Genomic DNA, 13477 nt, shown 5'->3' with positions numbered 1-13477 from the left:
AGATCACCTTGCGCGGCTTCGATTGGATCGGTTTTCTGGATAATCCATCCAGCGTCGACCGGCTGATCGGCGCGTCGCGTATGCCTACACTCCTAGCTTCGTTCAACGAAAAAAGGAGTCAACCGTGGCAACTCATACGCTCGCAGACAAGGTCGTCCTGATCGCAGGCGGCGCAAAGAATCTCGGCGGCCTGATCGCGCGGGACCTGGCGGGCCACGGCGCGAAGGCGGTGGCGATTCACTACAACAGCGCGGCGTCGCAGGCGCAGGCCGAGGAGACGGCCGCGGCGGTGCGCGCGGCTGGCGCGCAAGCCGCGACGTTCCAGGCGGACCTGACGACGGCCGCCGCGGTCGAGAAGCTGTTCGACGACGCGAAGCAGCGCTTCGGCAAGATCGACATCGCGATCAACACGGTCGGCAAGGTGCTGAAGAAGCCGTTCACCGAGATCAGCGAGGCCGAGTACGACGAGATGTTCGCGGTCAACAGCAAGTCGGCGTTCTTCTTCATCAAGGAAGCCGGGCGGCATCTCGAGGATCACGGCAAGCTCGTCACGCTCGTGACGTCGCTGCTCGGCGCGTTCACGCCGTTCTACGCGGCGTACGAAGGATCGAAGGCGCCGGTCGAGCATTTCACGCGCGCGGCGTCGAAGGAGTACGGCGCACGCGGGATCTCGGTGACGGCCGTCGGGCCGGGCCCGATGGACACGCCGTTCTTCTATCCGGCCGAGGGCGCCGATGCGGTCGCGTATCACAAGACGGCCGCCGCGCTGTCGCCGTTCAGCAAGACCGGGCTGACCGACATCGAGGACGTCGTGCCGTTCATCCGCCATCTCGTGACCGACGGCTGGTGGATCACGGGCCAGACGATCCTGATCAACGGCGGCTATACGACCAAGTAACCGGGCCGCTTGCGGCCGCGCGGCGCGCCGCAATGGCGCGTTTGCGTGGACAATGGACGGGCGCGCAGCCACGAGGCCGCGCGCCCGTTTTCTCTTGTCGCCGAAGCCAGCCGCGCTGCGTGGCGGCCGGCGCCGACCGTCGTTCGAACCCGGGTTTCCCGTCGATGGACAAACTGGATCAGGTCAGGATCTTCCTGCAGGTTGCCGAGATGGGCAGCTTCATCAAGGCCGCGCATGCGCTCGACGTGCCGCGCGCGACCGTGTCGGCGGCCGTCCAGCAACTCGAGACGGCGCTCGGCACGCGGCTGCTGCACCGCACGACGCGCCAGGTGCAACTGACCGCCGACGGCGCGCTGCTGCTCGAACGCGGCCGGCGCCTGCTCGCGGAGGCCGACGAACTCGACCGCCTGTTCCGGCGCCGCGACCGCGACGTGGTCGGGCGGCTGAACGTCGACGTGCCGAGCCGGATCGCCCGCCGCGTCGTGGCGCCCGCGCTGCCGTCGCTGTTTCGCCGCCACCCGAAGCTGCAACTGTCGCTCGGGTCCACCGACCGCGCGATCGACCTCGTGCAGGAGGGCGTCGATTGCGCGATCCGCGTCGGGCGGCTCGCGGACAGCAGCCTCGTCGTTCGGCCGCTTGGGCAGTTCACGCTGATCAACTGCGCGAGCCCCGACTACCTGCGCGAATGCGGCGTGCCCGAGCATCCGGATGCGCTCGCGCACGGGCACCGGGCGATCGGCTATGCGTCGCCGACGACGGGGCGCGAACTCGGCTGGGAATATTGCGCGGACGGGCAGCGGCACATGCTGACGCTGCCGAGCCGCGTGATCGTCAACAACGCCGAAACCTACATCGCCAGCTGCGTCGCGGGAATGGGGCTGATCCAGATTCCGCGCTTCGACGTCGAGCATCTGCTGGCAAGCGGCGCACTCGTCGACGTGATGCCCGGCCACCGCGCCGAGCCGATGGACGTGTCGGCCGTGTATCCGCACCGCCGGCATCGCTCGAGGCGGCTCAACGCGTTCATCGAGTGGTTCGGCGCGTTGATGGTGGAGGCATTGAACGACGCGGGCGCGAGCGACAGCGGCGACTGAAAGCGGCATCGTGCCGGTATCCGCGGCCGTCCGCCGATCACCGACTCGTGACGCCGCTCGATCGGCGCCGGCGCGAGACGGCGGCCCGTGCGGCGAGCGCGCCGCGCGTGCTCAGTCGGCGAACTGCCGCGTGCGCCCGGTGGCCCGCACCGCGTCGATCAGCGCGGCGCCGACGCCGGCGGGTTTCGACGCAAATGCGTAAAAGCGGGCGGCCGGCAGCGCCGGCAGGCCGTCGTGCGGCCCGCACGCGCGCAGGCCGTCGCGCAACTGGCTGCGCGCGAGCGCCGTGACCGCGAAGCCGGCGAGCGCGGCCGACATGCAGCCGGCCATGCTCGCGCTTTCGAACAGCACGCGAAACGGCCGCAGCGCCGCCGCGAGCGCGGACACCGCGGCTTCCCGGTACACGCACGGTTCCGGAAACAGCGCGAGCGGCACGCGTTCCTCGGCGTCGAGCGCCGTATCGGCCGCGAATGCCCACACGAGCGGCTCCTCCCACAGCAGTTCGCCGGGCGTGTCGACCTGTCGGCACTGCTTGCCGAACACGACGTCGAGCCGGCCCAGCGATTGCTCCCGTAGCAGCGACGCGGTGATGCCGACTTTCAGTTCGATCGATGTGCGCGGATGGCCGTCGTGGAACGTGCGCAGCACCTGCGGCAGCCATGTGCCCGCGAAATCCTCCGACGCGCCGACTCGCAGCGGCCCGTGCGCCGGTGCGCCGCGCAGCCGCGCGCGCACCTCGCGCTCCATGTCGACGATGTTGCGCGCGTACGCGTACAGCGTGTCGCCGGCCGGCGTCAGCGCGATCCGGCGGGTCGTGCGCGCCAGCAGCACGGTGCCGGCCGCCTGTTCGAGCCGCTTGATGTGGCCGCTGACGGCGGACGGCGTCAGTGCGAGCCGTTCCGCGGCCGGCGCGAACCCGCGGCTGTCGACGACTTCGAGAAAGGTGCGCAGCAGCGCGATGTCGAGCGCGGTCGACGCGGGATCGGTCGGCGGTTCCATGGATCGATTCAACGCAATATTCGAAGAGTGAATCATAATACTCCGCGAATCGTGATGAAAGGCCGACCTACCATCGGATGTTCATGCTGACCTGACGGAGTACACGATGACGACCTATACGCATGCGACGACCGCGTCGCTGGACGTTGCCTATCTCGAATGGAACCCGCGCGGCGAGCGCGTGGCCGTGCTGCTGCACGGCTGGCCGGACAGCCCGGTCGGCTGGGAGGCGGTGGCCGCGGGGCTGGCCGCACGCGGCTACCGCGTGCTCGCGCCCGCGTTGCGCGGCTTCGCGCCGACGCGCTTTCGCGACGCATCCGTGCCGCGCAGCGGCCAGCTCGCGGCGCTCGGGCGCGACCTGCTCGAATTCGTCGACGTGCTCGGCATCGAGCGGCCCGTGCTGGTCGGGCACGACTGGGGCGCCCGCGCGGCCGCGAACGCGTGCGGGCTGCGCGACGGTGCCGCATCGCAGCTGGTGATGCTGTCGGTCGGGTACGGCACCAACGATCCCGCCCAGCCGCTGTCGCTGCAGCAGGCGCGCAACTACTGGTATCACTGGTTCATGGCGACGCCGCGCGGCGAGCAGGCGCTGCGCCACGACCGCCGCGCGTTCGCGCGCCTGATGTGGGATACGTGGTCGCCGCCGGGCTGGTATCGCGACAGCGATTTCGACGCGGCAGCCGTCGCGTTCGACGGACCCGACTGGATCGACGTCGTACTGCATTCGTACCGGCAGCGCTGGGGCTTCGCGCCGGGCGCGCCGGCCTATGCCGACGACGACGCGCGGCTGACCCCGGCGCCCGTGCTGGCGGTGCCGACGCTCGTGCTGCATGGCGGCGCGGACACCTGCAACCATCCCGACAGCTCGGCCGGGCGGGAGCGGTTCTTCGCCGGGCGCTACGAGCGGCAGGTGCTCGACGGAATCGGGCACTTCCCGCAGCGCGAATCCGCGGCGGCGGTCGCGGACGCGATTCTCCGGTTCTGCGAGCGGGATTGACGCGCGCCGGCCGGCCCGGCGCGCGAACGATCAGCCGTCGATGCGCGGCGCGAGCAGGTCGCCCAGGCCGATGTTCCTGAACATCTCGCGGCGGATGCGATCGCCGACGCGGAACACTTCCTCGGCGCCGTCCTGCGACGGGTCGACGAACACGCGGTACGGGCGCTTGCCGGCCGGCGCCGCGACGAGTTCGGCAATCGCCGTGGCGACGGCGCCCGCGTCGGCGTCCGCCGGTTCAAGCGCGGCGAGGCCCTTCAACGCCTGATCGGCGACGCCCGCGTACGGCCCGCCGTCGTAGGCGGCTTGCACGGCGGTATCGGCCGGCTTGCCCGCATGGAGGAAGTGATTCGTGCCCCGCGTGAACGCGCCCGGCACGACGATCGACGTTTCGATGCCCCAGCGCGCGAGCTCGGCCGCGTAGGACACGGCGAGCGAGTCCATCGCGGCTTTCGCGGCGAAGTAGGGCGCGAGGAACGGCGGCGTGCCGCCGCGCGCCGACGAGGACGACACCCACACGAGCAGGCCGCGGCCCTGGCGGCGCAGATGCGGCAGCGCCGCGCGGTTCACGCGCTGGGTCGACACGACGTTGACGTCGTAGAGCTGCGCAAGCTGCTCGGGCGTGAACGCTTCGGCCGGCCCGAACACCATATGGCCGGCGTTGTGGACGACGACGTCCAGACGCCCATTGTCGGCGATCACGCGATCGATGGCGGCCTCGACGGAGGCGTCGTCGCCGACGTCGAGTTCGACGCTGCGCAAGTCGACGCCGTGTTGTTGCGCATAGGCGGCGATGGCGGCGACGCGCGGCGCATTGCGCCCGGCGCTCTCGCGCATCGATGCGTAGACCGTGTGACCGGCGCGGGCGAGCGCCTGGGCCGTCAGCAAGCCGAAGCCGCTGGACGCGCCGGTGACGAGGACGACTTGGTTCATGAGCATTCTCCTGGCGGAAAGATGAGGCGGCGGTGAGCGGTCCGTCAGCACATGCCGCCGTTGGCGCGCAGGATCTGGCCGTTGATCCACGCGCCGTCCGGGCCGGCGAGGAACGCGACGACGCGCGCGATGTCGTCGGGCTGGCCGAGCCGCTCGAGCGGGTTCAGCTTCGCGAGCCGATCGATGAGTTCGGGGCTCTTGCCCTGCAGGAACAGCTCGGTCGCGACCGGTCCCGGCGCGACGGCGTTCACGCGGACGCCGCGCCCGCGCATTTCCTGCGCGAGCACCTGCGTGAGGCTTTCGACCGCGGCCTTGCTGGCGACGTACACGCCGTACGTCGGCATGCGCATGCCGATCACGCTGGTCGACAGGTTGATGATGCGCCCGCCGTCGCGCACCCGCCTGGCCGCTTCGCGGCAGACGTTGAACGTGCCTTTCACGTTGATCGCGAACGTTTCGTCGAACAGCGCGTCGTCGCAGTCGGCGATGGCCGACAGCTTCATCACGCCTGCGGAATTGACCACCACATCCAGACCGCCGAATGCGTCGCGGGTGGCGTCGAACAGCGCGGCCACGGCCGCTGGATCGGCGACGTTCGCCTGCACCGCGACCGCATGGCCGCCGTCGGCGACGATCGCGTCGACCACTTCGCGGGCCGGGCCGGCGCTGCCGGCATAGTTGACGACGACCCGGAAGCCGTCCCGGGCGAGCTGGCGTGCGATTTCCGCGCCGATGCCGCGCGACGAACCCGTGACGAGGGCGACTTGTTCCGATGTGCTCATGTCCTGCTCCTGATGAAGGTTGAATGCCGTTCGATCCGGCGACAGGACTTACTGTAGGCTTCCTCGATCAATAAAAATAATGAATAATCATCAGTCAATGAATGACTGAAAGTATGTCTCATGGGATTCGACAGCAGATTGCTCAGCGGTATCGGCGTGCTCTCGGCGGTGATCGAGGCCGGCACCTTCGCGCGGGCGGGCGAGGCGATGGGGCTGACTCAACCGGCGGTGAGTCGCGCCGTCGCCCGGCTGGAAGAGCGGGTCGGCATCCGGATCTTCAACCGGACGGCGCGCGCGATCACGTTGACCGACGAAGGGCGACGCTTTTACGAGGCGGTCGCGCCGCTGCTGGCCGGCATCGAGGAGGCGGCGCTCGACGCCGGCCAGTCGAAGGCGCGCGTGAGGGGGCGGCTGCGGGTCAACGTGGACGGCACGTTCGGCCACTACGTGCTGGCGCCGCGGATGGCGGAATTTCTCGACCGCTTTCCCGACCTGTCGGTCGAAATCAGCGTGCGGGACCGGATGGGCGACCTCGTCGCCGACGGCTTCGACGTGGCGGTGCGCTTCGGCATCCCGGAGCCGTCGTCATATCGCGCGCGGCTGCTGCTCGAGACGCGCGTGCTGACCTGCGCGTCGGTGGCCTACGTCGCGCGTCATGGCGAACCGCGGCACCCTCGGGATCTCGCGGACGCTCACCGGTGCGTGCTGATCCGCGATCCGGTGACGGGGCGGCCGTACGAATGGGAGTTTCATCGCGGCAAGGAAGTCGTGCCGGTCGACGCCGCCGGCAGGCTGACGGTCAACGATACGGGCGGGCTGCTCGGCGCGTGCCTGGGCGGTGTCGGCATTGCGCAATTGCTCGAGCTCTATGCGCGGGACGTGCTGGCCGACGGGCGGTTGGTGCAGTTGTTGCCCGAGTGGGCGGACGAGACGTTCCCGCTTTATGCGTATCACCACGCGTCGAATCTCGTTTCGGCGAAGGTGAGGGTGTTTCTGGATTTCGTCCGCGAGTTGATGGCCTGAGCGTACCGGGCGGCAGGCCGCCGTCGATCACTGGGTGCGGTGCGGAACGCGCACCATAAACAAAAAACCCGCGAAGCGGCGAGCTTGCGCGGGTTTCGACAAAGGCAGCGCATGACGCTGCGAAAGACTGGTGCCCAGGGCCGGAATCGAACCGGCACGCCTTGCGGCGGGGGATTTTGAGTCCCCTGCGTCTACCAATTTCACCACCTGGGCTTGATCCTGGCCGCGCATACGGTGGTGCGCGGCGAAACGCGGATTATGGCGGAAAACGGGGCACCGGGCAAGCAGCCCGGTGCCCGGCATGCAAGTCACTGGCTCAGATAGACGAACCGGCCCTGTTTCACGATCCCCATCACGCTCGCGCGCTGGTCGAGCCCCACGTGATCCTTGTCGCTCGTATTGACGACGCCGTTCGGCACGACGAGCTCGTGCGCGCGTTCGAGTTCGCGCCGCAGCGCCGTGCGGAAGGCCGGCGTGCCGGGCTGCGCGGCCTTCAGCGCACGGCCGACCGCATCGGCGAGGCGCGGATACACGCCCGCCGCATCGCCCGCGAACTGCGTGACCGTGCCGGCGCCGTACTTCGTCTCGTACGCATCGACGAACGCGAGCGCGGCCTGGCGGGCCGGATGGTCGGCCGGCAACGTGCGCGCGACGACGACCGGCTGGGTCGGGAACAGCGTCCCGTCCACATCCTTGCCGCCGAGCTTGATGAATTCCGGCGTCGCGATCCCGTGCGTCTGGTAGATCGCGCCCTTGTAGCCGCGCTCGATCAGCGTGCGCTGCGGCAGCACGGTCGGCGTGCCCGCGCCGGCGATCAGGATCGCGTCGGGTTTCGCCGCGATCAGCTTCAGCGCCTGACCCGTGACGCTCGCGTCGGTGCGGTTGAAGCGCTCGGTCGCGATCACGCGGATCTTGCGCAGGTCCGCGAAGCGCGTGAATTCGTTGAGCCAGCTGTCGCCATAGCTGTCCGCGAAGCCGATGAAGCCGACCGTTTTCACGCCGTGGTTGGCCATGTAGCGCGTCATCACGTCGGCCATCGCGCGGTCGCTCTGCGCCATCTTGAACGCCCAGGTTCGCGCGCCTTCCTGCGGCTCGACGATCGAGCCCGAGCCGACCAGCGTGATCATCGGCGTCTGCGCGGCGGCCACCGCGTCGAGCGCCGCGAGCGCGGCCGGCGTGATGTTCGGGCCGACCACGACGTCGACGTGATCCTCGTCGACCAGCTTGCGGATGTTGCGCACCGCGGCGCCCGGATCGGACGCGTCGTCGAGCACCGTGACCTGCACGGGCTGCCCGGCGATCGTCTTCGGCCACATCAGGATCGCGTTCTTGCTCGTGATGCCGATCGCGGCGGCCGGGCCGGTCGACGACAGGTCGACGCCGACCTTCAGGTCGGCATGCGCGGCCGCGCAGGCCAGGACGAGGGCGGCGCCGGCGGCGCGGCGCAACGAAGCGGGCAGCCGTGGCAGGGCGGGAAGCGTCATGCGGGAATCTCCGTCGGGCAACAAAACGGGGCGCGACAGGCGCCCCTGTGTTCATACCTGTCCGTCAAAGCTCATACGATTCGGCTTCGCCCTTGAGCGCCTGTTCGATCAGCTTGCGGTTCAGCGTCGGCGACAGCAGTTCGACGAGCGTATACACATAGCTGCGCAGGTAGGCGCCCTGCTTGAGCGCGACGCGCGTCACGTTGCTGCCGAACAGGTGGCCGACCGGGATCAGCCGCAGGCCGCGATCGCGCTCGGGATTGAACGCGATGTCGGCCATGATGCCGACGCCGAGGCCGAGTTCGACATAGGTCTTGATCACGTCGGCGTCGATCGCCTCGAGCACGATGTCCGGCGACAGCCCGCGCAGCGCGAACGCATGATTGATCTTCTTGCGGCCCGCGAACGCGTCGTCGTACGTGATCAGCGGGTATTGGGCGAGATCGTCCAGCGTGACCGGCTTGCGTTCGAGCAGCGGATGGTCGGCCGGCACGACGGCCGCGTGATGCCACTGGAAGCACGGCAGCGACACGAGCTCCTTGTAGTCGGAGATCGCCTCGGTCGCGATCGCGAGATCGGCCTGGTCGTGGATCACCATCTCGGCTACTTGCGTCGGGCTGCCTTGCAGGATCGACAGGTGCACCTTCGGGAAGCGCTTCTTGAACTCGGCGATCGCGGCCGGCAGCGAGTAGCGGGCCTGCGTGTGGGTCGCCGCGATGGTCAGGTTGCCCTGGTCCTGCGCCGCATAATCTTTTCCGACCCTTTTCAGGCTTTCCACTTCCTGGAGAATCCGCTCGACCGACGCGAGGATGATCCGGCCCGGCTCGGTGAGGGAGCGCACGCGCTTGCCGTGCCGCGTGAAGATCTCGACGCCCAGCTCGTCCTCGAGCTCGATGATCGCCTTCGACACCCCTGGTTGCGACGTGTAGAGCGCCTTGGCGGCCTCGGTGAGGTTGAAATTCTGCCGGACGGCCTCGCGCACGAAGCGAAATTGGTGCAGGTTCATTTATAACCCTTCCGCATATCAACAGAATTTTTTAGTCGTTTGAAATATAAGGCGAGTTTATTACGATTCACCGGAGTTTTTCAAATATGGATATCTGTTTTCGTCATTAGCAATCCAGCCGGCCTCGGTTGGCGGCGATGACGACGGAACGGAGATTCGGGCGCGACGTGGCTAGGACGTCGCGCGGTCACCACGAAAACCCTGGGGTCCCCGAATGTATCAGTACGACCAATACGACCAGACGATCGTCGACGAGCGAGTCGCGCAGTACCGCGACCAGGTGCGCCGCCGGCTGTCGGGCGAGTTGAGCGAAGACGAATTCCGTCCGCTGCGTCTGCAGAACGGCCTGTACATGCAGCGCCATGCGTACATGCACCGCATCGCGATTCCGTACGGCAACCTGCGCAGCGACCAGCTCCGGATGCTGGCCCGCATCGCCCGCGAACACGACCGCGGCTACGGTCACTTCTCGACGCGCTCGAACATCCAGTTCAACTGGATCGAGCTCGAAGACACGCCCGAGATCCTCGCGAAGCTCGCGTCGGTGCAGATGCACGGGATCCAGACGTCGGGCAACTGCATCCGCAACATCACGGCCGACCAGTTCGCCGGCGTCGCCCAGGACGAAGAGATCGATCCGCGCCCGTGGGCCGAGGTCCTGCGCCAGTGGTCGACGTTCCATCCCGAATTCGCGTGGCTGCCGCGCAAGTTCAAGATCGCGGTGTCGGGCTCGAAGCACGACCGCGCGGCCGTGCAGATCCACGACCTCGGCGTGTACCTGAAGAAGAACGCGCAGGGCGAGGTGGTCGCGAGCATCCTCGCGGGCGGCGGCCTCGGCCGCACGCCGATCATCGGCGCGGTGATCAAGGAAGACCTGCCGTGGCAGCACCTGCTCACGTACTGCGAAGCCGTGCTGCGCGTGTACAACCGCTACGGCCGCCGCGACAACCTGTACAAGGCGCGGATCAAGATCCTCGTGAAGGCGCTGTCGCCGGCGAAGTTCGCGCAGCAGGTCGAGGAAGAGTGGCAGCACCTGAAGGACGGCCCGTCGACGCTCACGCAGGCCGAACTCGACCGCGTGTCGCAATACTTCAAGCCGCCCGTCTACGAAAAGCTGCCCGACACGGACGCATCGTTCGAACAGCATCTGCTCGAGAACAAGGCGTTCGCGCGCTGGGTCGAGCGTAACGTCGCGCCGCACAAGGTGCCGGGCTATGCGGCCGTCACGCTGTCGCTGAAGGATCACCGCGTGGCCCCGGGCGACGCGACCGACGCGCAGATGGACTTGGTGGCCGACTGGGCCGACGCGTACTCGCTGGGCGAGCTGCGCGTGTCGCACGAGCAGAACCTGATCCTCGCGAACGTGAAGAAGCGCGACCTGTTCGCGCTGTGGGAAAAGGCGAAGGCGGCGGGTTTCGCGACGCCGAACGTGGGCCTGTTGACCGACATCATCGCGTGCCCGGGCGGCGACTTCTGCTCGCTCGCGAACGCGAAGTCGATCCCGATCGCGCTGGCGATCCAGCAGCGTTTCGACGATCTCGACTACGTGTACGACCTCGGCGAACTATCGCTGAACATTTCCGGTTGCATGAACTCGTGCGGTCACCACCACGTCGGCAACATCGGCATCCTCGGCGTCGACAAGGACGGCGCCGAGTGGTACCAGGTGTCGCTCGGCGGCGAGCAGGGCACGGGCCGCAACGGCGCGCGCCTCGGCCGCGTGATCGGGCCGTCGTTCTCGGCGGAAGAAGTGCCCGACGTGATCGCGAAGCTGATCGATACGTTCGTCGAGGCACGCATCGACGGCGAGCGCTTCGTCGACACGTACGACCGCATCGGCATCGCACCGTTCAAGGAGCGCGTGTATGCGGCGCGCCAGGCAGTGAACGCGTAACCAACCGGGTAGAGGGAATTTGCAGATGGCTTCGATTATCAAGAACCGCGCAGTGATCGACGACGCATGGCAGGTCGTGCGCGCGGCGGAAGACGGTGCGCTGCCCGCGGTCGACGCATTGCCGGCCGGCAAGGTGCTCGTGCCGTTCGCGTGGTGGCAGGCCGAGCGCGCGGCGCTCGTCGCCGCGAAGACGAAGGACGAGCTCGGCGTGTGGCTCGCGCCGGACAGCGAACCGGCCGATCTCGTGGCCGACTTCGGCGCGATTTCGCTGATCGCCGTGGATTTCCCGCGCTTCGCGGACGGCCGCGGCTACAGCATCGCGCGCCTGTTGCGCGAGCGCCATGGCTGGACCGGCGAGTTGCGCGCGATCGGCGACGTGCTGCGCGACCAGCTGCTGTACATGTCGCGTTGCGGCTTCGACGCATTCGCGGTGCGTGCCGACAAGGACATCCACGACGCGCTGAATGCGTTCACGGAATTCACGCAGCGTTACCAGGGCGCGTTCGACGAGCCGGCGCCGCTGTTCCGCCGCCGCGAGGCGGCGGTCGACACGAAGGTGAGCGCATGAGCACCGTCACCGCGCTGACGCCGGAGCTTGCCGCGAAGGTCGAGCGCCTCGACGCGCTGCTCGCGCAGATCGGCGAGCGTCACGACAAGGTGAAATTCGCGAGCAGCCTCGCCGCGGAAGACATGCTGCTCACGCACGCGATCCTGTCGAAGGGCGTGTCGATCGGCATCTTCTCGCTGAACACGGGCCGCCTGCACGCGGAAACGCTCGGCATGATCGACCGCGTGCGCGAGCGCTACGGCTACGAGATCGAGCAGTTCCATCCGCGGCAGGACGCGGTCGACCAGTACGTGGCCGAGCACGGTCTGAATGCGTTCTACGAGAGCGTCGAGCTGCGCAAGTCGTGCTGCCACATCCGCAAGGTCGAGCCGCTGAACCGCGCGCTGGCCGACGTCGGCGCGTGGGTCACGGGCCAGCGCCGCGAGCAGTCGGTCACGCGCGCGGAGCTGCACGAGGAAGAACAGGACGAAGCGCGCGGGATCGCGAAGTACAACCCGCTCGCCGACTGGACGGAAGCCGACGTGTGGACGTACCTTAAGGCGTTCGACGTGCCGGTCAACCCGCTGCATGCGCGCGGCTACCCGAGCATCGGCTGCGAGCCGTGCACGCGCGCGATCCGTCCGGGCGAAGACAGCCGCGCGGGCCGCTGGTGGTGGGAGTCGCGCGACACGAAGGAATGCGGGCTGCACATCACGACGATCACGCCGATTCCCGCGAACGCCGAAGCCGGCGCCGCGCACTGAAGACCGACAAGAAACTGAATATTGCGCCGCCTGCGACAGCGGGCGGCACGAACCCAGAAGAGAAGGACTGAAATCATGAGCACGACGCTCGAGCAATCCGCCTTTGCCCCGCCCACCGGCGACAGCAGCCGCATGGGCCACCTCGACTGGCTCGAAGCCGAGTCGATCCACATCCTGCGCGAACTCGTTGCCGAATGCAGCAAGCCGGCGCTGCTGTTCTCGGGCGGCAAGGATTCGGTCGTCGTGCTGCATCTGGCGCTGAAGGCCTTCGGCCTCGGCGCGAGCCGCAAGACGTCGCTGCCGTTCCCGCTCGTGCACATCGACACGGGCCACAACTACGAGGAAGTGATCGACTTCCGCGATCGCCGTGCGCAAGAGCTCGGCGCCGAGCTGGTGGTCGGCCACGTCGAGGATTCGATCAAGCGCGGCACGGTCGTGCTGCGCCGCGAAACCGATTCGCGCAATGCCGCGCAGGCCGTCACGCTGCTGGAAACGATCGAGCAGCACGGTTACACGGCGCTGATCGGCGGCGCGCGTCGCGACGAAGAGAAGGCACGTGCGAAGGAACGCATCTTCTCGTTCCGCGATGAATTCGGCCAGTGGGACCCGAAGGCGCAGCGCCCGGAACTGTGGAGCCTGTACAACGCCCGCCTGCACAAGGGCGAGCATCTGCGCGTGTTCCCGATCTCGAACTGGACCGAGCTCGACGTGTGGCAGTACATCGCACGCGAGAATCTCGAACTGCCGTCGATCTACTACGCGCACCAGCGCGAGATCGTGCGCCGCAACGGGCTGCTCGTGCCGGTCACGCCGCTCACGCCGATGCGTGACGGCGAGACGAGCGAGCTCGCGCAAGTGCGCTTCCGCACGGTCGGCGACATCAGCTGCACGTGCCCGGTCGAGAGCGACGCGGACGACGTCGAGAAGATCATCGCCGAGACGGCGGTGACCGAGATCACTGAGCGCGGCGCGACCCGGATGGACGACCAGGCATCCGAAGCCGCGATGGAACAGCGCAAGAAGCAAGGTTATTTCTGAAGCACACGAGGACATTCACAT

General features: G+C 68.0%; 13 protein-coding genes and 1 tRNA gene. 8 read left to right on the top strand and 6 right to left on the bottom strand.

What is annotated here, in order from left to right; translation table 11 throughout:
* The first annotated feature begins 124 nt into the window (after nucleotides 1–124).
* Nucleotides 125–898 carry an SDR family oxidoreductase gene (locus tag JYG37_RS14855; RefSeq protein WP_027785181.1) on the top strand — a complete coding sequence of 258 codons (774 nt, stop codon included), beginning with the start codon at nucleotides 125–127 and terminating at the stop codon, nucleotides 896–898.
* A 164-nt stretch (nucleotides 899–1062) separates the two neighbouring features.
* Complete coding sequence (locus JYG37_RS14850; RefSeq protein WP_213345549.1) at nucleotides 1063–1992, top strand: LysR family transcriptional regulator; 930 nt, start codon at nucleotides 1063–1065, stop codon at nucleotides 1990–1992.
* A gap of 111 nt (nucleotides 1993–2103) precedes the next feature.
* Here the strand turns inward: JYG37_RS14850 and JYG37_RS14845 are convergent, their stop codons facing one another.
* The gene (locus tag JYG37_RS14845; protein ID WP_213345547.1) at nucleotides 2104–2991 is read right to left on the bottom strand and encodes a LysR substrate-binding domain-containing protein; all 888 of its coding nucleotides are present in this window, start codon (nucleotides 2989–2991) and stop codon (nucleotides 2104–2106) included.
* A 106-nt stretch (nucleotides 2992–3097) separates the two neighbouring features.
* On the opposite strand from JYG37_RS14845, the gene JYG37_RS14840 reads away from it, so the two are divergent.
* Nucleotides 3098–3988: an alpha/beta fold hydrolase gene (locus tag JYG37_RS14840; protein WP_213345545.1), complete on the top strand. Its 891-nt coding sequence runs from the start codon at nucleotides 3098–3100 to the stop codon at nucleotides 3986–3988.
* 30 nt (nucleotides 3989–4018) lie between these two features.
* Here JYG37_RS14840 and JYG37_RS14835 read toward each other — a convergent pair whose 3' ends face one another.
* Both JYG37_RS14835 and JYG37_RS14830 read right to left on the bottom strand, forming a co-directional pair.
* Nucleotides 4019–4918 (bottom strand): SDR family oxidoreductase, encoded by a 900-nt coding sequence (locus JYG37_RS14835; RefSeq protein WP_213345544.1) that lies wholly within the window; start codon nucleotides 4916–4918, stop codon nucleotides 4019–4021.
* A 44-nt stretch (nucleotides 4919–4962) separates the two neighbouring features.
* Complete coding sequence (locus JYG37_RS14830) at nucleotides 4963–5700, bottom strand: SDR family oxidoreductase (protein WP_050017515.1); 738 nt, start codon at nucleotides 5698–5700, stop codon at nucleotides 4963–4965.
* 120 nt (nucleotides 5701–5820) lie between these two features.
* Here JYG37_RS14830 and JYG37_RS14825 point away from each other — a divergent pair, with 120 nt between their 5' ends.
* Complete coding sequence (locus JYG37_RS14825) at nucleotides 5821–6723, top strand: LysR family transcriptional regulator (RefSeq protein WP_124631837.1); 903 nt, start codon at nucleotides 5821–5823, stop codon at nucleotides 6721–6723.
* 128 nt (nucleotides 6724–6851) lie between these two features.
* Here the strand turns inward: JYG37_RS14825 and JYG37_RS14820 are convergent.
* From JYG37_RS14820 to JYG37_RS14810, 3 genes are all read right to left on the bottom strand, one after another.
* Nucleotides 6852–6936, bottom strand: a tRNA-Leu gene (locus JYG37_RS14820).
* 95 nt (nucleotides 6937–7031) lie between these two features.
* Nucleotides 7032–8207: an ABC transporter substrate-binding protein gene (locus JYG37_RS14815; RefSeq protein WP_050012081.1), complete on the bottom strand. Its 1176-nt coding sequence runs from the start codon at nucleotides 8205–8207 to the stop codon at nucleotides 7032–7034.
* Nucleotides 8208–8271: 64 nt separating this feature from the next.
* Nucleotides 8272–9213 (bottom strand): CysB family HTH-type transcriptional regulator, encoded by a 942-nt coding sequence (locus tag JYG37_RS14810; RefSeq protein ID WP_006478072.1) that lies wholly within the window; start codon nucleotides 9211–9213, stop codon nucleotides 8272–8274.
* Nucleotides 9214–9427: 214 nt separating this feature from the next.
* On the opposite strand from JYG37_RS14810, the gene JYG37_RS14805 reads away from it, so the two are divergent.
* From JYG37_RS14805 to cysD, 4 genes are all read left to right on the top strand, one after another.
* Nucleotides 9428–11107 (top strand): nitrite/sulfite reductase, encoded by a 1680-nt coding sequence (locus JYG37_RS14805; protein ID WP_124554760.1) that lies wholly within the window; start codon nucleotides 9428–9430, stop codon nucleotides 11105–11107.
* A 25-nt stretch (nucleotides 11108–11132) separates the two neighbouring features.
* Entirely contained in the window at nucleotides 11133–11675 is a 543-nt protein-coding gene (locus tag JYG37_RS14800; protein WP_050012079.1) for a DUF934 domain-containing protein, read from the top strand.
* Nucleotides 11672–12418 carry a phosphoadenylyl-sulfate reductase gene (locus JYG37_RS14795; RefSeq protein WP_050012078.1) on the top strand — a complete coding sequence of 249 codons (747 nt, stop codon included), beginning with the start codon at nucleotides 11672–11674 and terminating at the stop codon, nucleotides 12416–12418. Before JYG37_RS14800 ends, JYG37_RS14795 begins: the two co-directional genes overlap by 4 nt.
* A gap of 75 nt (nucleotides 12419–12493) precedes the next feature.
* The gene (cysD, locus tag JYG37_RS14790) at nucleotides 12494–13456 is read left to right on the top strand and encodes a sulfate adenylyltransferase subunit CysD (protein WP_050012077.1); all 963 of its coding nucleotides are present in this window, start codon (nucleotides 12494–12496) and stop codon (nucleotides 13454–13456) included.
* Nucleotides 13457–13477 lie beyond the last annotated feature (21 nt).

It is taken from the genome of Burkholderia sp. LAS2 (genome assembly GCF_018417615.1).
In the GTDB taxonomy this organism is placed as follows: domain Bacteria; phylum Pseudomonadota; class Gammaproteobacteria; order Burkholderiales; family Burkholderiaceae; genus Burkholderia; species Burkholderia sola.
Note: the sequence above shows the minus strand (reverse complement) of the source record. Positions and strands in the feature narration are given on the sequence as shown.

Coding starts and splice junctions, on each gene's coding strand:
- JYG37_RS14795 (WP_050012078.1), top strand. CDS start 11,672: ATGAGCACCGTCACCGCGCTGACGCCGGAGCTTGCCGCGAAGGTCGAG.
- cysD (WP_050012077.1), top strand. CDS start 12,494: ATGAGCACGACGCTCGAGCAATCCGCCTTTGCCCCGCCCACCGGCGAC.
- JYG37_RS14825 (WP_124631837.1), top strand. CDS start 5,821: ATGGGATTCGACAGCAGATTGCTCAGCGGTATCGGCGTGCTCTCGGCG.
- JYG37_RS14830 (WP_050017515.1), bottom strand. CDS start 5,700: ATGAGCACATCGGAACAAGTCGCCCTCGTCACGGGTTCGTCGCGCGGC.
- JYG37_RS14850 (WP_213345549.1), top strand. CDS start 1,063: ATGGACAAACTGGATCAGGTCAGGATCTTCCTGCAGGTTGCCGAGATG.
- JYG37_RS14840 (WP_213345545.1), top strand. CDS start 3,098: ATGACGACCTATACGCATGCGACGACCGCGTCGCTGGACGTTGCCTAT.
- JYG37_RS14835 (WP_213345544.1), bottom strand. CDS start 4,918: ATGAACCAAGTCGTCCTCGTCACCGGCGCGTCCAGCGGCTTCGGCTTG.
- JYG37_RS14800 (WP_050012079.1), top strand. CDS start 11,133: ATGGCTTCGATTATCAAGAACCGCGCAGTGATCGACGACGCATGGCAG.
- JYG37_RS14810 (WP_006478072.1), bottom strand. CDS start 9,213: ATGAACCTGCACCAATTTCGCTTCGTGCGCGAGGCCGTCCGGCAGAAT.
- JYG37_RS14815 (WP_050012081.1), bottom strand. CDS start 8,207: ATGACGCTTCCCGCCCTGCCACGGCTGCCCGCTTCGTTGCGCCGCGCC.
- JYG37_RS14805 (WP_124554760.1), top strand. CDS start 9,428: ATGTATCAGTACGACCAATACGACCAGACGATCGTCGACGAGCGAGTC.
- JYG37_RS14845 (WP_213345547.1), bottom strand. CDS start 2,991: ATGGAACCGCCGACCGATCCCGCGTCGACCGCGCTCGACATCGCGCTG.